Origin of the sequence: Brachybacterium sp. p3-SID1565 (assembly GCF_025143785.1) — a bacterium.
Taxonomy (GTDB): domain Bacteria; phylum Actinomycetota; class Actinomycetes; order Actinomycetales; family Dermabacteraceae; genus Brachybacterium; species Brachybacterium epidermidis.
In genome coordinates this window covers 1-22,061 of record NZ_JAMBDS010000003.1, presented here as the reverse complement: position 1 = coordinate 22,061, position 22,061 = coordinate 1, and the positions used below count along the sequence as shown (strand labels likewise).

The following is a 22,061-nucleotide window of genomic DNA, read 5'->3' as shown; positions in this document are numbered from 1 at the left end:
TCGGGGGAGGAACGGGCACCGTTCACCGAACAGTCCGCCGACGGGGGAGCCGCAGCAGATGAGCCAGCCACCGAACCAGCAGCCCGCCCGCCCCGGTGCGCCTGGCGCGCCCTCCGATCAGCCCGGTCGGGGCCACAGCGGCGGGCCCCAGCGCGGTGCCGGCTCCTTCGCACCGTCGGCCGCCTCGATCGCCCCGGCCGACATGGAGCGCTCCGCCGACATCGTGCGCACCATCACCGAGGTGTTCCAGTCCCGCGTGGTGGGGCAGGAGAACCTGCGGCTGAGCCTGCTCACCTCGCTCGCCGCCGGTGGCCACGTGCTGCTGGAGTCCGTGCCCGGTCTGGCCAAGACCACGGCCGCCAGCGCGCTGGCCTCGGCGATCACCGGCTCCTTCTCCCGTATCCAGTGCACCCCGGACCTCATGCCGAACGACATCATCGGCACGCAGATCTTCAACTACGGCTCCGGCACGTTCACCACCCAGCTGGGGCCGGTGCACGCCAACGTGGTGCTGCTGGACGAGATCAACCGCTCCTCGGCCAAGACCCAGTCGGCGATGCTCGAGGCGATGCAGGAGCGCCAGACCTCCATCGGCGGCGAGATCCACAGGCTGCCCGAGCCGTTCATGGTGCTGGCCACCCAGAACCCCATCGAGGAGGAGGGCACCTACGTGCTGCCCGAGGCCCAGATGGACCGCTTCCTGATGAAGGAGGTGCTCACCTACCCGCGCCCCGCCGAGGAGCACGAGATCCTGGACCGCTCCACCGCGGGCAGTCTCACGGGGCCCCGCAAGGCGGTGAAGGCGGTGAGCCTCGAGGACATCCGCTTCCTCCAGGAGATGGTGGACACCGTCTACGTGGACCCCGCGGTCAAGCGGTACATCATCGACGTGGTCTTCACCACCCGCGGTTCCGGGCCCCGACCGGTGCCCAACCTCACCCAGTCGGTGCGGGTGGGCGCCAGTCCCCGAGGCTCCCTCGCCCTGATGCGGGTGGGGCAGGCCCATGCCCTCCTGCACGGGCGGGACTACGTCACCCCGGACGACGTCCGCGCCATGCGCTACGGCGTGCTGCGACACCGCCTGGTGCTCACCTTCGACGCCCTGGCCAGCGGGATCAAGCCCGAGCAGATCATCGACGCGGTGTTCCACGCCGTGCCGATGCCCTGACGCGGGCGCGGAGCGCACCGATGGCGACCTCGCTGCTCACCCGGGTCAAGGCCCGGGTGGACCTGCACACCTCGAACCGGGCGCGCGGCCTGATCCAGGGCCGCGGCCGGTCCCTGTTCAAGGGCAGCGGCGAGGACTTCGACGACCTGAAGTACTACCAGCCCGGCGACAAGATCTCCGACATCGACTGGAAGGCCACGGCGCGCTCGGGCGAGCCGCTGATCCGTCAGTTCAACGAGGAGCGGGTGCGGCACCTCTCGATCGTGGCCGACACCTCCTCGGCGATGGCCGCGACCGCCGCCGACGGCAGCTCCAAGCGCGACACGATGGTGATGGCCGCCGGGATGATCTGCTACCTGGCCCAGAAGAGCGGGGACCTGGTGGGCCTGGTCGCCGGGGACGACTCCCACCCTATCCAGCTTCCGGCCCGCTCCAGCGACGGCCACCTCGAGCTGCTGCTGCGGACCATCCAACAGGCCACCACCACCGCCTCGCCCCCGAAGGACACGGCCTGGCTGCTCGAGCGGGCCTTCCGCGTCACCAGCCGCTCCACCCTGATGACGATCATCACTGACGAGGCCGGGCCCGACGTCGAGGACTTCTCGCTGCTGCGCCGCCTGACCACCCGCCACGACGTGATGGTGGTGCGCATCGCCGATGCCGACCCCCTGCAGCCCGCCTCCCTCGACTTCGACGTGGTGGATGTGGACTCCCCCCGGGAGATCGCCTCCATAGCCCGCACCTCCAAGCGGGTGGCGCAGGACGTCCAGGCGTACCGCCAGGCACGTCGGCAGGGCATCGACGAAATGCTGGATCGGCTGCACCTGTCCCACGTGCTGTCCACGGGGGAGACCACCGTGATCGACGACATGGTGACGATGCTGAGGTCGAGGGAGTTCCGCCATGCCCGTGCCTGAACGGATCCTCGCCGCCCCGCCGGAGATCATCGACCCGCCCCAGTACTCGGTGGCCTGGGCGATCCTCGCGATCCTGTGCGCCCTGACCATCACGGCACTGGTGTGGGGCACGCTGCGGATCACCCGGGGGGTCGAGAAGCGTGCCGCCTATCGCCGCCGGCCCAGCGACGTGGAGAACCTCAAGGCCGAGTTCCTGCGCTCGGTCAACGACATCGCCGACCGTCACGAGGCCGGGCAGCTGGAGGCACGGGCCGGGCACCTCGAGCTCACCGGTGTGATGCGGCGGTTCGTACGCCGCACCACCGGGCACGACGTGACCAGCCAGGACGTCTCCACCCTGCTGGCGGAGCCGCGCACCCGACCGGTGGGTGAGCTGATCGCAGCGCTGTACGAGCCGGACTTCGCTCCGGCCTCGGACGCCCAGCTGCACGACTCCGTGCGTCGCGCACGGGAGGTGATCCGGCGATGGTCATGATCTTCTGGTGGGTCACCGCCCTGCTGCTGCTGGCCGCCCTGGCCGTCTGGGCGATCACCTTCTGGAACCGTCGGGCGATGCGGAAGTCGCCCGTGCTGGTGGCGAACTCCTCGTACATGGACCACATCCCGAGCTTCGTGCGCGCCCAGCGCACCGCCCGCGTGGTGCGGGTGCTCCAGGTCGCGATCGCGGTGATCGGCGTGGTCGCCGCATCCCTGCTCTCCGGGCGGATCGCCAGTGAGCGGATCGAGACCCCTGACTTCGCCTCCCGCGACATCGTGCTGTGCCTGGACGTGTCCGGATCGATGTACGAGTACGACACCGAGATCCTGCAGACCTTCGCCGAGATGGTGGACGGCTTCGAAGGAGAGCGGGTCGCACTGTCGATCTTCAACTCCACCAGCCGCACGGTGTTCCCGCTGACCAACGACTACGACCTGATCCACCGCGAGCTCACCGAAGGTGCGGAGGCGATCGACTTCGACGAGTTCGGGTACCGACTGGGCACCCGCGACTACGACGACGAGAAGGTGCGCAAGTACGTCGACTTCGTGGAGGGCACGCGGGGCATCGCCGATGAGGCCTCGATCGTCCCGGACGGCCTGGCCTCCTGCGGGATGCTCTTCGACCGGGCCGAGGAGGACCGCTCCCGCTCGATCATCTTCGCCACCGACAACGAGGTCAACGGCTCCCCGATCTTCACGCTCGAGGAGGCCGCCGACTCGGTCGCACGCCGTGACATCACCCTGTACACCTTCTACCCCGGTGCCTACGAGTGCGGTGAGGAGTGCCTCGCGGAGCTGAGGACGGCCACCGAGGACAACGACGGCGTGCTGTACCAGTCCACGGACCCGGACGCGATCCCCTCGATCATCCAGGACATCCAGCGCACCCAGGCCGCTGCCATGGGGGCCACTCCCACGGTGGTGCGCACCGACCATCCGGGGCTGGGCTTCGTGCTGACGTTCCTGTCCCTGATCGGGGTCATCGCCATCGGATGGAGGGCCCGATGATCCGCCTCGAGCCGCTGATGCCGCTGTGGGCCTCGATCCCGCTGTTCGGTCTGCTGCTGATCGCGTGCGTGACACTGCTGGTGCTGCGGCCCCGCCAGCGGGTGGCGTGGCTGCGCCGCGCCCTGATGGTGATGCTGCTGCTGGTGGTGGCGCTGCGACCGGTCACCCCCCTGGAGGGCGAGCAGACCCAGCGCATGAACGCCAACGTGTTCTTCGTGGTGGACCGCACCGGCTCGATGAACGCCGAGGACTATGCGGAGGGCCGGCCCCGCATGGAGGGCGTCAAGGCCGACATGGACCGCATCATGGGCATGACCGAAGGGGCCCGCTACGGGATCATCGCCTTCGACTCCACCGCCACCGAGCAGCTGCCGCTGACCACCGACGCCGGCGCGGCGCGGGCGTGGATCGACACCCTCACCACCGAGCCCACCGCCTACTCCCAGGGCTCCAATGTCGATCGTCCACTGAACTCCCTGCTCACGGCCCTCTCGGAGACCCGGCAGCAGGACCCTGACTCGCACATCCTGGTGTACTTCCTCTCCGACGGGGAGAACACCGATGAGCGGGAGTCGGAGTCCTTCGGGCAGGCCAACCCCATGGTCGACGGCGGAGCGGTGCTCGGCTACGGCACGGCCGAGGGCGGGCCGATGAAGGCGCGTGGCGGGGAGAACGACGGGGAGTACATCCCCGATGGCGACGGCGGCCAGGGCATCTCCTCGATCGACCAGGCCCAGCTGGAGAAGATCGCCGCGGACCTGGGTGTGCCCTACCTGCACCGCACCGATCCGGAGGCACCCATCGAGGGCACCATGGAGGGGATCACCCTGCGGCCGGTGCCGATGGAGTCCTCGCGCAGCGTCGCCAGCTTCGAGGACTGGTACTGGATCGCCGCGATCCCCCTGGCGGCCCTGTTCATCTGGGAGCTGGGGGAGATGACCTACCGGCTGCCGCGACGGCTGGACCGCTACGACATCTCAGGAGCCCAGCGATGAGCACCTCGACCGATGCCCCGCGCGCCGAGCAGCATGCAGAGCAGGGGGATGCCCCGCTGGAGCGGGCCTCCCGCCCCAAGGGGCGCCCGGAGAACTTCGGCCTGGACGTCACGCGCCTGCGGCGCACCCGGGCCATCGTGTTCGCGATCCTGGCCCTGCCGATCCTGGCGCTGGGACTGCTGATGGTGAAGTTCGTGTCGATGCCGATCACCCAGGCATGGCATCAGTCGGCCTACGAGGACGGTGCCTACCCCACGGCGATCGAGCGCCTGCAGCCGGTGTGGGTGGCCAACTGGTTCGAGCCGTACCTCCCGCACCTGACCCGCGGCACGGACCTGCTGCAGCAGGGCGAGAACGCCGCCGCCGAGGAGGAGCTGCGCCAGGCCCTGGAGAAGTGGAACAACGGCAAGGACCTCAACCAGCCGCTGCACGCCCAGTGCAAGATCATCAACAACCTCGCCATCGCGATCGAGCGCCAGGCCGAGCAGATCGAGGACCCCGCCCAGCGCGCCGACCGGCTGTACGAGGCCGAGGAGCTGATGGCCGTGTGCGGCGGCGGAGGCGGCGGTGGCGAAGGCGAGGGGCAGGGCGGCGGTGGCGAGGGCGAGGGCCAGGGAGGCTCCGGCAACGAGGACTCCGAGACCACCGAGGAGAACGGCGAGCGCATCCGCGAGAAGCGCCGCGAGGCCGATGAGGAGGCCGGCAACGACCCCGACGACCGCGGCACCGAGCAGGGCGGGCAAGGCGACCAGCCCGGCGGGGACTCCCCGCCCCCGGTTGGCGACCCCAAGCGCGAGGACCCCGAGGGGGACGGCCCCGAGGAGGAGGCCCCCACCGACGGCGGCAGCGAGGAGCAGAAGAAGCAGGACGAGCTGGAGGAGCGCAACCGCGACGCCCAGGGCGGCGAGGGCGAGGACGACACCGGTGGCGACCAGGAGGAGACCAAGCCGTGGTGAGACCGGGCGAGGCCCAGCAGGGTGATCGCGCGAGGCTCGACGACCGCGCCTACCTCGACCATGCGGCGACCACGGTACTGCGTCCCGCGGCGCGGGAGGCCTACCTCGAAGCCTCGCTGGTGCGAGGGAACCCTTCCTCGGTGCACACCTCGGGGCGCCGCGCGCGTGCGGTGCTCGATGAGTCCCTGGAGCGCATCGCCGGACTGCTGGGCGTGCCCCGCAGCTGGCTGATCCTCACCTCCGGCGGCACGGAGGCCGACAACCTCGCCATCCGCGCGGTGGCGCTGGGCGCACGGGCAGCCGAGGGAAAGCGCCGGGCCGTGGCTGTCGCCGCGACCGACCACCCGGCGGTGCTGGCGACCGCGCGCTCCCTGGAGGACACCGACCTGAGGCTGCTGCCGGTGGACGGGAACGGGCGCCTGGTGCCCGAGGCAGTGGCCGAGGCCCTCGCCGACGGCACGGTGAGCGTGGCCAGCGCGGCCCTGGCGAACAACGAGACCGGTGCCGTGCAGGACATCGCGGCCCTCGCCGCGCTCGCCCATGAGCGCGGCACGCTGGTGCACACCGATGCCGTCCAGGGCATCGGGCACGTGCCCTTGCCTTCGTGGGAGGACGTCGACCTGATGTCACTGTCGGGGCACAAGATCGGTGCACCGGTGGGAGTGGGCGCCCTGGTCGCGAAGCCCGAGGTGCCGATGGCGGTGACCAGCACCGGGGGCGGCCAGCAGCGCGGTGTGCGCTCGGGCACCCTGGACGCCGCCCATGCCGCCTCCTTCGCGGCGGCCCTGGGGGAGCTGATGGGGCAGCGCGAGCAGGAGAACGCGCACTGCCGCGCGCTCGCCTCACGGCTGCGGGAGGGGATCCGTGCCGTGGACCCCACCGCCCGCCTCACGCTGGAGGAGTCCGCGCCCCAGGCCGGGCACATCGTCCACGTGGTGTTCCCGGGCGCCGACCCCGACTCCCTGCTGTTCCTGTTGGACGAGCGCGGCGTGGACTGCTCGGCCGGATCCGCCTGCTCGGCGGGGGTCACCCAGGCCAGCCCGGTGCTGGCGGCGATGGGCATCAGCGATGCGGATGCCCGGGGTGCACTGCGCCTGTCCCTGGGCTGGAACAGCACCGAGCGCGAGGTCGACATGCTGCTGCGGGCTCTGCCCGAAGCACTGACGAGGGCACGGGCCGTGGGCTCCCTGTTCGGCTGAGGGAGAGGACGCATCTCACGTCCTGTGTGCCGCCCGCCGGCCGCGGGGGTCCGTAGACTCGAGCACCGACATCGGGTTCGATCCGGGCGGGCGCAGCCCCCGGGGGCCCGGACGGCACGCATGATCAGAGGGGACCAGTGGCGTGAAGGTACTGGCGGCGATGAGCGGCGGGGTGGACTCCGCTGTGGCTGCCGCTCGCGCCGTCGAGGCCGGGCACGAGGTCGTGGGCGTGCACATGGCGCTGTCCAAGAACCGCGACCAGCGCCGCACCGGGTCACGGGGCTGCTGCACCGTGGAGGACGCCTCCGACGCCCGTCGCGCCGCCGACCGCATCGGCATCCCGTACTACGTGTGGGATCTCTCCGACGACTTCCACGACCTGGTGGTCGAGGACTTCCTGTCCGAGTACGCCGCCGGGCGCACTCCCAACCCGTGCGTGCGCTGCAATGAGCGCATCAAGTTCGCGTCCCTGCTGGAACGGGCCACCTTGCTGGGGTTCGATGCGGTGTGCACCGGCCACTACGCGACCATCGGCCGCAACGGCCCGGATGGTGCGCGGTCCCTGCACCGCTCGCGCAACAGTGCCAAGGACCAGAGCTACGTGCTCGCGGTGATGGGGCCCGAGGCCCTGGAGCGCTCCCTGTTCCCCCTGGGCGAGTTCGAGGACAAGCAGGCCGTGCGTGAGGAGGCCCGCACCCGCGGCCTCGGGGTCTCCACCAAGCCCGACAGCTACGACATCTGCTTCATCGCCGATGGCGACACCCGCGGATTCCTCGAGCGCAGCCTGGGGGAGGTGCCCGGTGAGGTGGTGGACACCGAGGGTGCCGTGCTGGGGGAGCACAGCGGCACCCACGGCTACACCATCGGCCAGCGCAAGGGGCTGGGGATCCAGCACCCCGCGGCCGATGGTCGACCCCGCTACGTGGTGGACATCGACCCCGGCCGCCGCCAGGTGGTCGTCGGTGCCGCCGAGCTGCTCAGCACCCGTGAGCTGATCGCCGCCGACGTGATCGGCTTCGAGCCGCTCGAGGCCGGCAGGCCCGTCCACGCCCAGATCAGGGCCCACGGCGAGGCCGTGCCCGGGACGATCGAGCATGCCCCCGACGGCGCCGACCGTCAGCTGCGGGTGCGCCTGGACTCACCTGTGCGGGGCGTGGCCCCCGGGCAGACCCTTGTGCTGTACGACGGTGACCGTGTGCTGGCCGCCGCAACCCTGGAGCGCCGCGCATGAACCCCCTGGTCACCGTCACCGGCGACGGCACCTTCCGGGCCCCCCTCGATACGGCCCAGGGGACCGTCGGCGAGCTGGAGGACCCCGTGCTGGCCGCTCTGCTGCGGCTGCGGTCCCTGCTCGGGGACGACCCCGAGGACCAGATCGCCACCAGGCTCTACCTGCCCTCGGCCCTCGGCGTCGACGACATCGACCACCTGCTGCCCGCCTCCTTGGCCCTGCTGACCGGCACCAGCGGCGACCTCACCAGCTACGGCTGGCGCCTGGGGCCGGGCATCGGTCGCGCCTGGCAGCGCGCGCAGGACCTGCGCGACCGCACCCTCGATGCCGCCCGGATCGCACTGCTGGGCTACCAGGGACCGCTCACCGTCACCACGATGGGGCCGGCCACACTGGCGGCCGCCACCTATCTTCCCTCGGGCGAGCGCACCCTGGCCGACCGAGGCGCGGTGAGGGACCTGCCGATGCTGCTGGCCGAGGGGATCGGCGAGCATGTGGCCGCGCTCCGCGAGCGCGTCCCCGGGGCGCGTCCCCACCTGCTGCTGCGGGAGGACGCCGTGGACGCCGTGGTCGCGGGCCGTATCCCCACCCCTTCGGGCAGGCGACGCTACCCGGCCGTGCACGGGCCGCAGGTGGGCACCCTGTGGCGGTGCCTGATCGCGGGCCTCGCCTCCGCCTGCGAGCTGGACCTCGAGGCGATCACCCTGGGCCTCGGCACGCATGTCACCGTGCTGCGCACGGCCCGCGAGATCGGGGTGCGGCGTCTCGCTGTCTCACCGGCCCGCCTGCCCGCGCTCGAATCGGCCGACGGGCGCGAGCTGTGGGAGGAGCTGGCCGCGGCCCATGACGCGGGCTGCCGGCTCGAGCTGGCCGTCGACCCCCGTACCGGCGGCATGAGCGCCGTGCTGGACCGTGTGCTGGAGACCTGGCAGAAGCTGGGGTACGGCCCGCGGGATGCGGCCGGGTTCACCCTGATCGCGCACACCGGGGCCTCACACGCCGTGCGCGGTTCGCGACCGGACCCGTCCGAGCAGCCCGATCGCTCGTCCCTGCTGGACGAGTCGACGATCGAGGCGCTCCTGCGGGCGGCCCCCGCGTGGGCCGAGCGCGTGGAGAGCTGATAGCCCGACGCCGTCAGGCCGCGAGCAGCGCGCCTGCCAGCCCGGTGCCCGTGACCACCACCAGCACCAGTGCTGCCAGGACGACGGGCCGGCCGCCCACTCCGCGCAGCAGGGAGATCCGCACCCCCGTTCCGAGCGCGAACATCGCCGCGGCCAGCAGCAGCGCCTGGGCCGGCTGCGCGAGGCCCAGCACCGGCTCGGGCAGGATCCCCGTGGAGCGCACCGCCACTGCCACCAGGAACCCCAGGATGAAGCCCGGGATCAGTGGCACGCCAGCAGCGCCGCCGCCGTCATCGCCCTCCACGGACTCGGCCGCGGCGCGGCGCAGGCTCAGCGTGACCACCGCCGCCACCGGGGCCAGCATCAGCACCCTGCCCAGCTTCACCACCACCGCGGCGCTCAGCGCCGGATCCCCGATCAGGCTGCCGGCGGCGACCACCTGGGCCACCTCCAGCACGGACAGCCCCGTCCAGATCCCCGCGGTCTCCTGCGGCAGTTCCAGCAGGTGGGCGAGCACGGGCATCAGGGGGATCATCAGGGTTCCGAACACCACCACCAGCGCCACCGCCGTGGCCGTGCGTGTCTCGTGCTGGGCCGCACGTTCCGGGTCGCGATCCCGGTGGGCCCCGGCGAGCACACCGCTGATACCGGCCACGGCCGCGGCCCCGCAGATCGAGAAGCCGCAGCTGATCAGCGCGGTCAGGTCCGCGGGGAGGCGCAGCAGGCGACCGATCAGCAGCCCGCTGCCCACGCCGACCGCCACCACCGTCACGATCGCAGCGATCACCACCGGCCCCAGCGCCAGCACGTCGCCGAGTGCCAGCTGCAGTCCCAGCAGCACGATGCCTGCGCGCAGCACGGTACGGGCCGCGACGTCCAGGCCGGGCTGGAGCGCGGGGTGTACCAGAGGGGAGTTCGCCAGCGCCGCACCCAGCAGGATCGCGACCAGTGCGGGGGAGGCGGCCGGGACCATGCGGCTCAGCGCCACCGTGGCCGCGCCGACCTTCAGGCTCAGCAGGAGCCCGGGCAGCACGCCGCGCGCACGGTGCTGCACCGAACCTCCGGACCCGCTGTCCGTCATGAGGGTGGGGCCGGGGCGGTCTGCAGGGGTGGACGTGGTGGGCACAGCAGTTCGCGGCATGGAGATCAGCCTCCGCCTGCCCGCGCTGCGGCGGAACCCCCGCGATCGGCCCACCCCATATCATCAGTGATATGGAGAGGTCGCGTGCACGCTCGGACATCGGCTCCCTCGAGCTGCTCGTCACCATCGCAGAGCGAGGCAGCCTCTCCGCGGCCGCGGCGGCCCTGGACATCGCCCAGCCCAATGCCTCCCGGCAGCTCTCCCGCCTCGAGCGGCTCCTGGGGGTGAGACTGTTCGATCGGGGCACCCGCGGCACCGAGCCCACACCGGCCGGCCGGGTCGCCGTCGAGCACGCCCGCCGAGTGCTCGATGCGGCCGACGGCCTCGTGGACCAGGTACGGGCCGCGGCCGGCAGCGGGCGGGTGCGCATCGTGGCCTCCCAGACCATCGCCGAGCACCTGATGCCCACATTCCTGGCAGCCCTCGCGGCGGACCTGCCCGGGGTGCCCGCCTCCTTCGAGGTGGAGAACACCGCCGGCGTGCTCGCCGCCGTCCGACGCGGGCGGGCCGATCTTGGCTTCGTGGAAGGGGCCGAGGACCCCGTCGGGCTCCACAGTCGCGTGATCGGGCACGACCGGCTGGTAGCGGTGGTCGCCCCCACCCACCCGTGGGCGCACGGCACCGGCATCGCGGCCCGTGCGCTGGCCGACACCCCGCTGATCGTGCGGGAGGAGGGGTCCGGCACCCGTGAGGTGCTTGCCCGTGCTCTTGCGCCGCTCCCCACCGCCGAGCCCGCTCTCGTCCTGCACTCCAACGCGGCCGTGCGCACGGCGGCGGCGGGTGGTGCCGGTTGCGCGCTGCTGAGCGAGCTGGTGGTCGCCGCCGATATCCGCGAGGGCCGACTGGTGCGCGTCCCGGTGCACGGGCTGGACCTGCGCAGATCCCTGAGAGTGGTGTGGGACGGCCCCTGGCCCGCGAGGCTCGACGGTGCTCTGCACGCACTGATCGATCAGCAGGGGTGAGGCGTCGGTGGGGCCTGACAGAATGTGCCCCGTGAGCAGAACGCCGAAAGATCAGACCGACGCCCCCGCCGAGCACAGCGACGCCCGGCCGGCGCAGGAGCGCATCGCCGAGCTCACCGCGAGGATCGAGCAGGCGCGCGTGGAGTACTACGAGCACGACGCCCCGACGCTCTCGGACGCCGAGTACGACCAGCTCGAACGGGAGCTGCGCACCCTCGAGGAGGCGAACCCGCAGCTGGCGGCCGCTGATTCGCCCACGCAGACCGTCGGCGGCGCAGTCGCGGTAGGTTTCGCCCCTGTCGCCCACATCGAGCGGATGATGAGCCTGGACAACGCCTTCGAGCTCGAGGAGATCGATGCCTGGGCCGCCCGGGCCGCGGAAGGCCTGGGTGCCGGTGCCTCCGAGGTGCGCTACCTGACCGAGCTGAAGATCGACGGCCTCGCCATCTCCCTGGTGTACGAGAACGGCGCGCTGGTGCGGGGCGTGACCCGGGGTGACGGCCGCGTGGGGGAGGACGTCACCGCCAATGTGCGCACCATCGAGTCGGTGCCCCACCGCCTGCACACCGAGGACCCGCCCGCGCTGCTGGAGGTGCGCGGAGAAGTGTTCTACCCCACCGCCGCGTTCGAGGAGCTCAACGAGCAGCGCCGCGAGTCGGGGCTGGCCGAGTTCGCCAATCCCCGCAACACCGCAGCGGGGTCCCTGCGGCAGAAGGACTCCTCCGTGACCGCCTCGCGGGCGCTCGCCATGTACGTGCACGGGATCGGCACCCATGAAGGGGTCAGCGTCGGTTCGCAGTCCGAGGTGTACGAGCTGCTGGCCTCCTGGGGGCTGCCCACCTCCCCCCACACACGTGTGCTGAAGGGCCTGGAGCAGGTGCGGGAGTTCATCACCGAGCGGGGCGAGAAGCGGCACGACGTCGAGCACGAGATCGACGGCATCGTGATCAAGATCGACTCCTTCGCGCAGCAGCGCGCCCTGGGCTCCACCTCCCGAGCACCTCGCTGGGCGATCGCCTTCAAGTACCCGCCCGAGGAGGTCACCACGAAGCTCCTGGACATCCAGGTCAACGTGGGCCGTACCGGGCGGGTGACGCCCTACGGCGTGATGGAGCCGGTGAAGGTGGCCGGCTCCACGGTGGAGATGGCCACCCTGCACAACCAGTTCGAGGTGGAGCGCAAGGGCGTGCTGATCGGCGACACCATCGTGCTGCGCAAGGCGGGGGACGTGATCCCCGAGATCCTGGGCCCCGTGGAGGCGCTGCGCGACGGCTCCGAGAAGCCCTTCGTGATGCCCTCCCACTGCCCCTCCTGCGGCACGGCGATCAAGCCGGAGAAGGAGGGCGACAAGGACTGGCGCTGTCCCAATGCGAAGGACTGCCCCGCCCAGGTCACCGGGCGTATCGAGCACGCCGCCTCCCGCGGGGCCTTCGACATCGAGTCCCTCGGTGAGGAGTCCGCGATCGCGCTGACCGACCCGGACAAGCGCCGCGAGCAGGCCCTCGCCGCCCTGCGTGCCGGCCATGCCGTGCACGTGCCGATCCGCACCGCGGAGGCGCTGGCGTCGGAGTCCTTCGCGGTGATCCAGGGCGGCCAGGTCACGGGCGGCACCGACGGGGTACCTCAGCTGCGCATCACCCGCGAGGACGATCCCGCCCTGCCCGCCCCCCAGCAGCCCGTGGTGCGCACCGGGGAGAACCTCTTCGACCTCACCGCGGAGGATCTCCACGAGGTGGTGGTGTGGCAGCCCGAGCGGCGCGACGGTGAGCCGACGGGTGACTGGCGCATCACCCCCGCGTTCTGGTCCCGCCCCGCGTGGCGCTACTACAAGCGCGATGCGCAGTGGCGGCAGGTGGGCCAGGAGCGCCCCGCCGCGAACACCGTGAAGCTGATCGAGGAGCTGGAGAAGGCCAAGGACCAGCCGCTGTGGCGGGTGCTGGTGGCCCTGTCCATCCGGCACGTGGGGCCCACCGCCGCCCGCTCCCTGGCCACCGCCTACGGCTCGATGGACGCGATCCGCGCGGCGAGCGTCGAGGAGCTGGCCGGCACCGACGGGGTGGGCCCGATCATCGCCGAAGCGGTCACCGAGTGGTTCGCTGTGGACTGGCACGACGCCCTGGTGCGCGCCTGGGAGGCCAGCGGTGTTCGCATGGCCGACGAGGTCGAGGAGGGCTTCGTGAAGACCCTCGAGGGCCTCACCGTGGTGGTCACCGGCGGCTTGGAGGGCTTCACCCGCGACGGCGCCAAGGAGGCGATCATCTCCCGCGGCGGCAAGGCCTCCGGTTCGGTGTCGAAGAAGACCCACTACGTCGTGGTCGGTGAGAACGCCGGCTCCAAGGCCGCCAAGGCCGAGGAGCTGGGCCTGCGGATCCTCGACGAGGCCGGTTTCGTCGCGCTGCTGACCGAGGGACCCGCAGGCGTGGGGGATGAGCCCGAGGGCAAGAGCGCGGAGGAGTCGTGAGCGCGGAGGCCGACTGACCGACTCGGCTCGGGTCAGGCCCGCTGGGCCAGTGCCAGCGGCAGCACCGGCCCGGAGCCGGCGCGGCGCAGCAGGCGGCCCGCGATGGTCATGGTCCAACGGGTGTCGATCTCGTCGTCCACCAGCAGGATCGGCGCACCGTCCAGTGTCCGGATCGACTCCGCGAGCGTCGGGGTGATGGTGAAGCGGTCCCACAGTGCCGCCACCCGGAAGGCGCTGTTGCGTGCCCCGTGCAGGGGCGCCGCGGCGGGGGAGAGGCCCAGGTCCCCCAGGTCCTGCAAGCGGCCCACCCGGGCGATGCCGCCGGCCAGGGAGCGCACGAGCCGGGGCCGGCTGAGCGAGGGCACCGCGACCACGCCGACCGGGCGCTGCTCCCAGTCCCAGCCCGCCAGCACCTCGATCACCCGCTGTGCGATGCGCGGGGAGATCTCGGCATCGAGGGGATGCCCGCCCTGGTCCACGCCCAGCAGGTCCCGCAGGGGCACGGCCCAGCCCAGGTCGGACATGCGTGCCAGCACCCGGCCCTCCTCGACGCGCTCACCGGCGGGGATGTTCCCCCGCGGCGGCGAGCCGGATTCGGAGCGCACATCCAGGCGGTCCAGCCCCTGGGGCCATTGCTTGCGCGCATCCACCGGTACGCCCACCCGGTCCAGCAGGCGGGAGACGGCCTGCTGGGAGGCGGCATCGGAACCGGCGGACGCAGATGCAGCACCGGGGCCCGGGTACCAGGGGCCCGCGCACACGTCACAGCGGCCGCAGGCCCGCGCGGTGGTGTCGTCCAGCTGGCTGGCCAAGAACACCATCCGGCAGCCAGTGGCATCGCCGAGCTCGAGGCGCTCGTAGTCCAGCATCGCCTGCTGCTCGGCTCGGCGCGCGCGGGCCACGTTCTGGTAGCGGGGAGCGTCATACGTCCATGGCCGGCCGGTGGACACCCAGCCGCCCTTGACGTTCTCCACCGCGCCCTCCACGGCCAGCACCTTCAGCAGCAGCTCCAGCGCGCCGCGCTTCACATCCACACGGGCCTCCAGAGCGGGGGTGGACAGCGGGCCCTCCGAACGGCCCAGCTCGGCGAGCACGGCGTCGGCCGCCTCCTGGGAGGGCATCGAGGCGGTGGCGAAGTACTCCCAGATGGCGCGGTCCTCACGCCCGGGCAGGAGCAGGACGTCGGCCGTGTCGGTGGCGCGGCCCGCACGGCCCACCTGCTGGTAGTACGCCACCGGGGAGCTGGGCGCCCCCAGGTGCACCACGAAGCCCAGATCCGGCTTGTCGAAGCCCATGCCCAGGGCACTGGTGGCCGCGAGGGCCTTGACCTGGTTGTCCTTGAGCGCCTGCTCCAGTGCGGCGCGCTCCTCGGCATCGGTGCGGCCGGTGTACGCCCGTACGCGGCGGCCCGGGCGGTCCAGCAGATCGGCGAGGTCCTCCGCTGCGGAGACGGTGAGCGTGTAGATGATCCCGGATCCGGGCAATGCATCCAGGTGCTCCACCAGGTACTCCAGCCGTGCGCGGTCATCCGGCAGCGTCAGGCACCCCAGCCGCAGCGAGTCCCGGGTGAGGGGGCCGCGCAGGGTCAGCACCGGGGAGCCGTCGGCGGCGGTGACGCCGAGCTGCTCCTCGACATCGGCCACCACGCGGGAGTTGGCGGTGGCGGTGGTGGCGAGCACCGGCACTGCCGGGTCCAGCTCGGCCACCAGATCCCGCAGGCGGCGGTAGTCGGGGCGGAAGTCGTGGCCCCAGTCCGAGATGCAGTGCGCCTCGTCGATCACCAGCAGGCCGCAGTGCTCCACCAGGTGCGGCAGCTGCTGCTCGCGGAACCGGGGATTGACCAGGCGCTCCGGAGAGACCAGCAGCACGTCCAGGGAATCGGCCGCGAGGCCCTGCTCGATGTCCCCCCACTCGGTGGGATTGGCCGAGCTGATCGCGGCGGCCCGCACCCCCGCGCGTCGCGCTGCAGCCACCTGGTCGCGCATCAGTGCGATCAGCGGAGAGATGATCAGCGCCGGGCCGGTGCCCCGCCTGCGTTGCAGCAGCGCTGCCAGGAAGTACACGGCGGACTTGCCCCAGCCCGTTCGCTGCACCACGAGCACCCGCCGCTGCTGCTCCACCAGAGCGGCGATGGCCTCGAACTGGCCATCGTGGAACTGGGCGTCCCCACGGCCGGTGAGTGCGCGCAGCGCCAGCAGCGCCTCCTCATGGAGCGGGCTGCCGGGCGATGCGGGGGTTGTCTGCATGCCCCCAGTGTGGCAAGGCGCTGTGACAGTACGAATCCGTCTTCAATGTTGTGGACGACGCCGGCGTGGGGACCGGGCTCCTCTGCCCGCCGCTGATGCTGATGCCACCACCCGGCCCCGCGGATCGATGAACCGGTGGCAGGCTCAGGCCTTGCCCTTCTCCCGTTCCTCGCGGTCCAGGCGCTTCAGGCGCTCGGAGGTGGTCTCGGAGTCCCGCAGGGGATCCTCCTTGGTCGCCAGTGCGCGGCGCATCTTCGCTTCGTACTCCTGGGCCTCACGGATGCGCGGGTCGTCCGAGAGCTCCTCGTTGTCCTCGGGGTCGTGGGAGGAGTAGTCGATGTTCGGGTCGACGGACATGGCGCGGTCCTCTTTCCTTGCTCTGTCTCGCAGGACGATGAGGACGAGACTACCGGTGCTCGGGGCCGGGTCAGCGACCTCGGGCCCGATCCAGCGTGAGCGCTGCGACGTACAGGGCCATGCTGGTCCCGGACGACGACTGCATTCTCACGGCATCCCCCTGATTCCGGGGCGGCTCCGTCAGCCGCCCCCTGCACGGGATGGTGGACGAACCGGGCATTCGGCTCCCATCGACCCGCGACCTAGACTGTCCTCATGCCTTCTATCGGACGAGACGACGTCGCACGCCTCGCCGACCTCGCACGGATCCAGCTCACCGATGAGGAGATCGACCGCCTTCCCGGCGAGTTCGACGCCATCATGGACGCTGTCGCCTCCGTGTCCGAGGTCGCCACGGCCGACGTCCCCGCAACCTCCCATCCCATCGCCATGACGAACGTGTTCCGCGAGGACGTCGTCACCGAGACCCTCACCCAGGAGCAGGCGCTCGCCGGTGCTCCCGAGGCCGAGGACGGACGCTTCGCCGTCCCGCAGATCCTGGGCGAGGAGTGAGGACCACATGAGCAACGACATCATCCGCCGCAGCGCCGCCGCCCAGGCCGCCGCTCTGCAGGCCGGGGAGGTCTCCGCCGAGGAGCTCACCCGTGCCCACCTCGACCGCATCGAGGCCGTGGACGGCGAGCTGAACGCCTTCCTGCACCTGAACCAGGAGGACGCCCTGGCCACCGCGCGGGACGTCGACTCCCGTCGCACCGCCGGTGAGCAGCTGCACCCCCTGGCCGGCGTGCCGATCGCCGTCAAGGACGTCGTGGTCACCAAGGGGATGCCCACCACCGCAGGTTCGAAGATCCTCGAGGGCTGGGTGCCGCCGTACGACGCCACCCTGGTCGAGCGCCTGCGCGAGGCCGGCCTGCCCATCCTGGGCAAGACCAACATGGACGAGTTCGCCATGGGCTCCTCCACCGAGACCAGCGCCTACGGCCCCACCCGCAACCCCTGGGACCGCGAGCGCATCCCCGGCGGCTCCGGCGGTGGCAGCTCCGCCGCGGTCGCGGCCTACGAGGCGCCGCTGGCGATCGGCACCGACACCGGCGGCTCGATCCGCCAGCCCGGCGCCGTCACCGGCACTGTCGGTGTGAAGCCCACCTACGGCTCCGTCTCCCGCTACGGCCTGATCGCCATGGCCAGCTCCCTGGACCAGGCAGGGCCGGTCACCCGCACCGTCGAGGACTCCGCGCTGCTGCACGAGCTGATCGCCGGCCACGACGTGCGCGACTCGACGTCCCTGCCGGACCCGGTCGGCTCCTACGTCGAGGCCGCCCGCAGGCGGGACGTGAAGGGGCTGCGCATCGGCGTGATCGAGGAGCTCAAGGGCGAGGGCTTCGCTGCCGAGGTGCGGGCCCGATTCCAGGAGTCCCTGGAGCAGCTGGAGCAGGCCGGCGCCGAGATCGTGCGGGTCTCCTGCCCCAACTTCCGCTACGCGCTCGGCGCGTACTACCTGATCATGCCGTCTGAGGCATCCTCGAACCTCGCCAAGTTCGACGGCATGCGCTTCGGCCTGCGGGTCGTCCCCGAGGGCGGCGCCACCGCCGAGCAGGTCATGGCAGCCACCCGCGGTGCCGGCTTCGGCGCCGAGGTCAAGCGCCGCATCCTGCTGGGCACCTACGCGCTCTCGGCCGGCTACTACGACGCCTACTACGGCAGCGCCCAGAAGGTGCGCACCCTGGTGCAGCGCGACTTCTCCGCCGCCTTCGAGAAGGTCGACGTGCTGGCCTCGCCCACGGCACCCACGGTCGCCTTCCACCTGGGCGAGAAGCTCGACGACCCGATGGCCATGTACCTCAACGACATCGCCACCATCCCCGCCAACCTCGCCGGCACCCCGGGCATCTCCGTGCCCAGCGGCCTGGCCGAGGACGGCCTGCCCGCGGGCATTCAGTTTCTGGCACCCGCGCGGGCCGACGAGCGCCTGTACCGCGTGGGCGGGGCCCTCGAGGCCCTGCTCGAGGACGCCTGGGGTGGCCCGCTGCTGGACAAGGCCCCCGAGCTCGCTGGAGGAGTGAACTGATGCGTACCGATCCCCTGGTGGACTACGACGAGGCGGTGGACCGCTACGACCCCGTGCTCGGCATCGAGGTGCACGTCGAGCTGGGCACCGACACCAAGATGTTCGATGGCGCCCCCAACGTGTTCGCCGCCGATCCCAACACCGCGATCACCCCGGTCTCCCTGGGCCTGCCCGGCACACTGCCGGTGGTCAACGGGAAGGCCATCGAGTACGCGATCAAGATCGGTCTGGCCCTGAACTGCCAGATCGCCGAGCACTGCCGCTTCGCTCGCAAGCAGTACTTCTACCCGGACCTCACCAAGAACTTCCAGACCTCCCAGTACGACGAGCCGATCGCCTTCGACGGCTGGATCGACGTGGAGCTGGAGGACGGCGAGACGGTGCGGGTGGAGATCGAGCGCGCCCACATGGAAGAGGACGCCGGGAAGAACACCCACCTCGGCGGCGCCACCGGGCGCATCCAGGGCGCCACCCGCTCCCTGGTGGACTACAACCGCGCGGGCGTGCCGCTGGTGGAGATCGTCACCCGTCCCATCGAGGGCGTGGGCGAGCGCGCCCCCGAGGTCGCCGCCGCGTACGTGCGCACCCTGCGGGACATCTTCCGCACCCTGCAGGTCTCCGAGGCCCGCATGGAGCGCGGCAACGTGCGCGCCGACGTCAACGTCTCGCTGCGGCCTTCTCCCGAGTCGCCGCTGGGCACCCGCACCGAGACCAAGAACGTCAACTCCTTCCGCTCGATCGAGCGCTCCGTGCGCTTCGAGATCTCCCGCCAGGCGGGGATCCTCGACGCCGGCGGCACCGTGGTCCAGGAGACCCGCCACTTCCACGAGGACACCGGCGAGACCTCCTCCGGGCGGGTGAAGTCCGATGCGGAGGACTACCGCTACTTCCCCGAGCCGGACCTGGTCCCCGTGGCCCCCAGCCGCGCATGGGTCGAGGAGCTCCGCGCTGCCCTCCCTGAGCTGCCCGCTGCCCGCCGCCGCCGGCTGCTGGGGGAGTGGGGCTACTCCGATCTGGAGATGCGCGACGTCATCAACGCCGGTGCGCTGGACCTCATCGAGTCCACCGTGGCGGCCGGTGCCAGCCCCCAGGCCGCCCGCAAGTGGTGGATGGGCGAGCTGGCCCGCACCGCCAAGGAGCACGAGACCGAGCTCGAGCAGCTGGCCGTCACCCCGGCCCAGATCGCCGAGCTGCAGGGCCTGGTGGACGGCAGGAAGATCAACGACAAGATCGCCAAGCAGGTCCTCGGCAAGGTGCTCGAGGGCAAGGGCGATCCCGCCGCGATCGTCGAGCAGGAGGGCCTGGCCGTGGTCTCGGACGACTCGGTCCTCACCGGCGCGGTGGACCAGGCCATCGCCGAGAACCCCGACGTGGTCGAGAAGATCAAGGGCGGCAAGGTGCAGGCCATCGGCGCCCTGATCGGCCCCATCATGAAGGCCACCCGCGGCCAGGCCGATGCCGGCCGCGTGCGGGAGATCATCATGGAGCGCCTCGGCTTGAGCTGATGTGACCAGGCGCGGGCCGGATCGGCCCTCGTGAACGGCCCGGTCCCCTCGGGGGCCGGGCCGTTCGTGTGCCCTCGGTCACCCCCATTGTGAACGACCTGTGAAGAAGGGGTCACGACCACATCACAGCAGGGACGGGGCGAAACGACCGGGAACAGTATCTGACCTGGTAGGACGGGAGCGCGAGGGTCCCCGCACAGCGGTTGCCCAGCGGACACAGGGCCTCCCTACAGTGAAGGAGCCCAGAACGCAGCAGCCGTCGATCAGTGGGTCGGCGGTCGCTGCGGCGCGTCCTCGGCCCCGTGCCGACGGCCCGGGCCGAGCCCGAGCCGGGCCCGGCCGCAGCGGGTCGGGGAGCGATCCCGAACCCGGCGTGCAGACGAGACCAAGCGGCGGAGAACCCGCCAGAGGAGCAGCCTGCCCATGAACGGAATCGATGCCCTGATCGAGAGGATCTTCGGGCCTTTCGCCGAGGCGCTGAGCGCCATCGTGTTCTACGCGATACCGGTCGCCGGGGGCATCCCCATCATCGTGGTGTGGCTGATGGCCGCCGCGGTGTTCCTCACCGTGTGGCTGCGTTTCCAGCCCATCACCGGTCTGAAGCACTCCATCCAGGTGATCCGCGGCAAGTACACCGCCAAGACGGACCCCGGTGAGGTCTCCAGCTTCCAGGCCCTGGCCACCGAGCTCTCCGGAACCGTGGGCCTGGGCAACATCGCCGGCGTGGCCGTGGCCATCGTGGCCGGCGGCCCCGGCGCGGCCCTGTGGATCGCGATCTTCGGCATCTTCGGCATGAGCGTGAAGATGGCCGAGGCCACCCTGGGCGTCATGTTCCGCAAGGTGAACGCCGACGGCACCACCGAGGGCGGTCCCATGTACTTCCTGCGCGACGGCCTGGCCTCCATCGGGAAGCGCAAGCTGGGCGGGGTCCTCGCCACCATGTACGCGATCTTCGCACTGGTGGGCGTGTTCGGCGCCGGCAACCTCTTCCAGGCCAACCAGGTCGCCGCCATCATCTCCTCCGGCACCGGCAGCGAGTTCCTGCAGTCCAACCAGTGGCTGATCGGCCTGGTCATGGCAATCATGGTGGCCGTGGTGGTCCTGGGCGGCGTGAAGTCCATCGCCCGCTGGACCTCCGCCCTGACCCCCGCGATGGCCGTGGTCTATGTGCTGTGCGTGCTGCTGATCGTGGTCTCGAACCTCAGCGCCGTCCCGCAGGCCATCGGTTTGATCATCACCGGCGCGTTCACGGCCGAGGGCGTCACCGGCGGCGTCATCGGCGTGGCCGTCATCGGCATCCAGCGTGCCCTGTTCTCCAACGCCGCCGGCGTGGGCTCGGCCGCCATGGCGCACAGCGCCTCCAAGACCAAGGAGCCCGCCACCGAGGGCTTCACCGCCATGTGGGAGCCGCTGATCGACTCCGTGGTGGTCTGCATGCTCACCGCGATCGCGATCGTGGTGACCGGCGTGTACACCACCGGTGGTGCGGACGGCGTGCAGCTGACCGCGCAGGCCTTCGGCACCGTGGCCCCGTGGTTCCCGATGCTGCTGCTGGTGGCGGTGGCCCTGTTCGGCTTCTCCACCGTGCTGGCCTACGCCTACTACGGTGAGCTGAACGCCATGTACCTGTTCGGCTCCAAGAAGTCCGTGCAGACCGTCTTCCGCGTGGTCTGGGTCGTTGCCGTCGTGGTCGGTGCCGCCATCTCCCTGGACTCGGTGATCGCGTTCTCCGATGCCATGTTCTTCCTGATGGCGATCCCCAACCTGCTGGGCATCTACTTCCTGTCCAAGGTGCTGCGCCTGGAGATCCTGCGCCACAAGTACCGTGTCACCACCGGCGCCCTGGGCGAGGTGGACGAGGACCTGCAGGTGGGCATGCGCGACCACGAGCCCACCGAGGAGCAGGTCGCCCAGGCCGAGCTCGCCGAACGCGAGGAGCAGCAGCGCATCACCGAGGTGCGCCGCACCCTCTCCGACGATCCGGAGTTCCCGGTGCGCGCCGATCATCACGGCGAGGACCTGACCTCCCCGATGGGGGCGCCGGCCGAGCCGATCCCGGAGACCGGCCAGTTCCCGGTCGGCGCGGAGGAGGGCGGTTCGCATGTCGCCGGTGGCGCTGCCACGGCGACGGCCACGGCCGGGGACCGCATCCCCGGTGCACCCCAGGACATCGACGGCACCCCCTCGCGGGACGCCTGAGCCCAGAGTCCGGATCTTTGTGCAGGTCCGGCCCGTCCTGACCGCAT

At 71.4% G+C, this 22,061-nt stretch carries 18 protein-coding genes; 15 read left to right on the top strand and 3 right to left on the bottom strand.

Going from position 1 to position 22,061, the window contains the following annotated elements; all coding sequences use genetic code 11:
- Nucleotides 1-58: 58 nt before the first annotated feature.
- The 9 genes from M4D54_RS01240 (at nucleotide 59) to M4D54_RS01200 (ending at nucleotide 9,075) form a co-directional block, all read left to right on the top strand.
- Nucleotides 59-1,168 carry an AAA family ATPase gene (locus M4D54_RS01240; protein WP_396121460.1) on the top strand — a complete coding sequence of 370 codons (1,110 nt, stop codon included), beginning with the start codon at nucleotides 59-61 and terminating at the stop codon, nucleotides 1,166-1,168.
- A 20-nt stretch (nucleotides 1,169-1,188) separates the two neighbouring features.
- On the top strand, nucleotides 1,189-2,085 hold the full coding sequence (locus tag M4D54_RS01235; RefSeq protein WP_193864815.1) for a DUF58 domain-containing protein: 897 nt from the start codon (nucleotides 1,189-1,191) through the stop codon (nucleotides 2,083-2,085).
- Nucleotides 2,072-2,560: a hypothetical protein gene (locus tag M4D54_RS01230; protein ID WP_193864816.1), complete on the top strand. Its 489-nt coding sequence runs from the start codon at nucleotides 2,072-2,074 to the stop codon at nucleotides 2,558-2,560. Before M4D54_RS01235 ends, M4D54_RS01230 begins: the two co-directional genes overlap by 14 nt.
- Entirely contained in the window at nucleotides 2,551-3,573 is a 1,023-nt protein-coding gene (locus tag M4D54_RS01225; protein ID WP_193864817.1) for a vWA domain-containing protein, read from the top strand. Before M4D54_RS01230 ends, M4D54_RS01225 begins: the two co-directional genes overlap by 10 nt.
- Nucleotides 3,570-4,568 (top strand): VWA domain-containing protein, encoded by a 999-nt coding sequence (locus M4D54_RS01220; RefSeq protein ID WP_193864818.1) that lies wholly within the window; start codon nucleotides 3,570-3,572, stop codon nucleotides 4,566-4,568. The genes M4D54_RS01225 and M4D54_RS01220 overlap by 4 nt, the downstream gene beginning before the upstream one ends.
- Nucleotides 4,565-5,524 carry a hypothetical protein gene (locus M4D54_RS01215; RefSeq protein WP_193864819.1) on the top strand — a complete coding sequence of 320 codons (960 nt, stop codon included), beginning with the start codon at nucleotides 4,565-4,567 and terminating at the stop codon, nucleotides 5,522-5,524. Before M4D54_RS01220 ends, M4D54_RS01215 begins: the two co-directional genes overlap by 4 nt.
- Nucleotides 5,521-6,723: a cysteine desulfurase family protein gene (locus M4D54_RS01210; protein WP_193864820.1), complete on the top strand. Its 1,203-nt coding sequence runs from the start codon at nucleotides 5,521-5,523 to the stop codon at nucleotides 6,721-6,723. The genes M4D54_RS01215 and M4D54_RS01210 overlap by 4 nt, the downstream gene beginning before the upstream one ends.
- Nucleotides 6,724-6,865: 142 nt before the next feature.
- Nucleotides 6,866-7,954 (top strand): tRNA 2-thiouridine(34) synthase MnmA, encoded by a 1,089-nt coding sequence (gene mnmA / locus M4D54_RS01205; RefSeq protein ID WP_193864821.1) that lies wholly within the window; start codon nucleotides 6,866-6,868, stop codon nucleotides 7,952-7,954.
- A complete protein-coding gene (locus M4D54_RS01200; RefSeq protein WP_193864822.1) occupies nucleotides 7,951-9,075 on the top strand; it encodes a hypothetical protein in 1,125 nt (374 codons plus the stop codon). The genes mnmA and M4D54_RS01200 overlap by 4 nt, the downstream gene beginning before the upstream one ends.
- Before the next feature lie 13 nt (nucleotides 9,076-9,088).
- On the opposite strand, the gene M4D54_RS01195 is transcribed toward M4D54_RS01200, so the two are convergent.
- Nucleotides 9,089-10,216: a YeiH family protein gene (locus M4D54_RS01195; RefSeq protein ID WP_228018495.1), complete on the bottom strand. Its 1,128-nt coding sequence runs from the start codon at nucleotides 10,214-10,216 to the stop codon at nucleotides 9,089-9,091.
- Nucleotides 10,217-10,287: 71 nt separating this feature from the next.
- On the opposite strand from M4D54_RS01195, the gene M4D54_RS01190 reads away from it, so the two are divergent.
- Both M4D54_RS01190 and ligA read left to right on the top strand, forming a co-directional pair.
- Nucleotides 10,288-11,178, top strand: a complete 891-nt coding sequence (locus M4D54_RS01190) for a LysR family transcriptional regulator (RefSeq protein WP_193864823.1) — start codon at nucleotides 10,288-10,290, stop codon at nucleotides 11,176-11,178.
- 22 nt (nucleotides 11,179-11,200) lie between these two features.
- The gene (gene ligA, locus M4D54_RS01185; protein WP_396121459.1) at nucleotides 11,201-13,639 is read left to right on the top strand and encodes an NAD-dependent DNA ligase LigA; all 2,439 of its coding nucleotides are present in this window, start codon (nucleotides 11,201-11,203) and stop codon (nucleotides 13,637-13,639) included.
- 32 nt (nucleotides 13,640-13,671) lie between these two features.
- On the opposite strand, the gene M4D54_RS01180 is transcribed toward ligA, so the two are convergent.
- Together M4D54_RS01180 and M4D54_RS01175 are read right to left on the bottom strand one after the other, a co-directional pair.
- Nucleotides 13,672-15,885: an ATP-dependent DNA helicase RecQ gene (locus M4D54_RS01180; protein WP_259889753.1), complete on the bottom strand. Its 2,214-nt coding sequence runs from the start codon at nucleotides 15,883-15,885 to the stop codon at nucleotides 13,672-13,674.
- 144 nt (nucleotides 15,886-16,029) lie between these two features.
- On the bottom strand, nucleotides 16,030-16,242 hold the full coding sequence (locus M4D54_RS01175; protein ID WP_193864825.1) for a hypothetical protein: 213 nt from the start codon (nucleotides 16,240-16,242) through the stop codon (nucleotides 16,030-16,032).
- 255 nt (nucleotides 16,243-16,497) lie between these two features.
- Between M4D54_RS01175 and gatC the strand changes: the two genes are divergently transcribed.
- The 4 genes from gatC to M4D54_RS01155 all read left to right on the top strand — a co-directional run bounded on the left by gatC (nucleotide 16,498) and on the right by M4D54_RS01155 (nucleotide 22,014).
- The gene (gene gatC, locus M4D54_RS01170; RefSeq protein ID WP_193864826.1) at nucleotides 16,498-16,794 is read left to right on the top strand and encodes an Asp-tRNA(Asn)/Glu-tRNA(Gln) amidotransferase subunit GatC; all 297 of its coding nucleotides are present in this window, start codon (nucleotides 16,498-16,500) and stop codon (nucleotides 16,792-16,794) included.
- A 7-nt stretch (nucleotides 16,795-16,801) separates the two neighbouring features.
- Nucleotides 16,802-18,310 carry an Asp-tRNA(Asn)/Glu-tRNA(Gln) amidotransferase subunit GatA gene (gene gatA, locus M4D54_RS01165; protein WP_193864827.1) on the top strand — a complete coding sequence of 503 codons (1,509 nt, stop codon included), beginning with the start codon at nucleotides 16,802-16,804 and terminating at the stop codon, nucleotides 18,308-18,310.
- The gene (gene gatB, locus M4D54_RS01160; protein WP_193864828.1) at nucleotides 18,310-19,815 is read left to right on the top strand and encodes an Asp-tRNA(Asn)/Glu-tRNA(Gln) amidotransferase subunit GatB; all 1,506 of its coding nucleotides are present in this window, start codon (nucleotides 18,310-18,312) and stop codon (nucleotides 19,813-19,815) included. The genes gatA and gatB overlap by 1 nt, the downstream gene beginning before the upstream one ends.
- Nucleotides 19,816-20,238: 423 nt before the next feature.
- Nucleotides 20,239-22,014, top strand: coding sequence for a sodium:alanine symporter family protein (locus tag M4D54_RS01155; protein WP_193864829.1), 1,776 nt, complete (start codon nucleotides 20,239-20,241; stop codon nucleotides 22,012-22,014).
- Nucleotides 22,015-22,061: the final 47 nt, after the last annotated feature.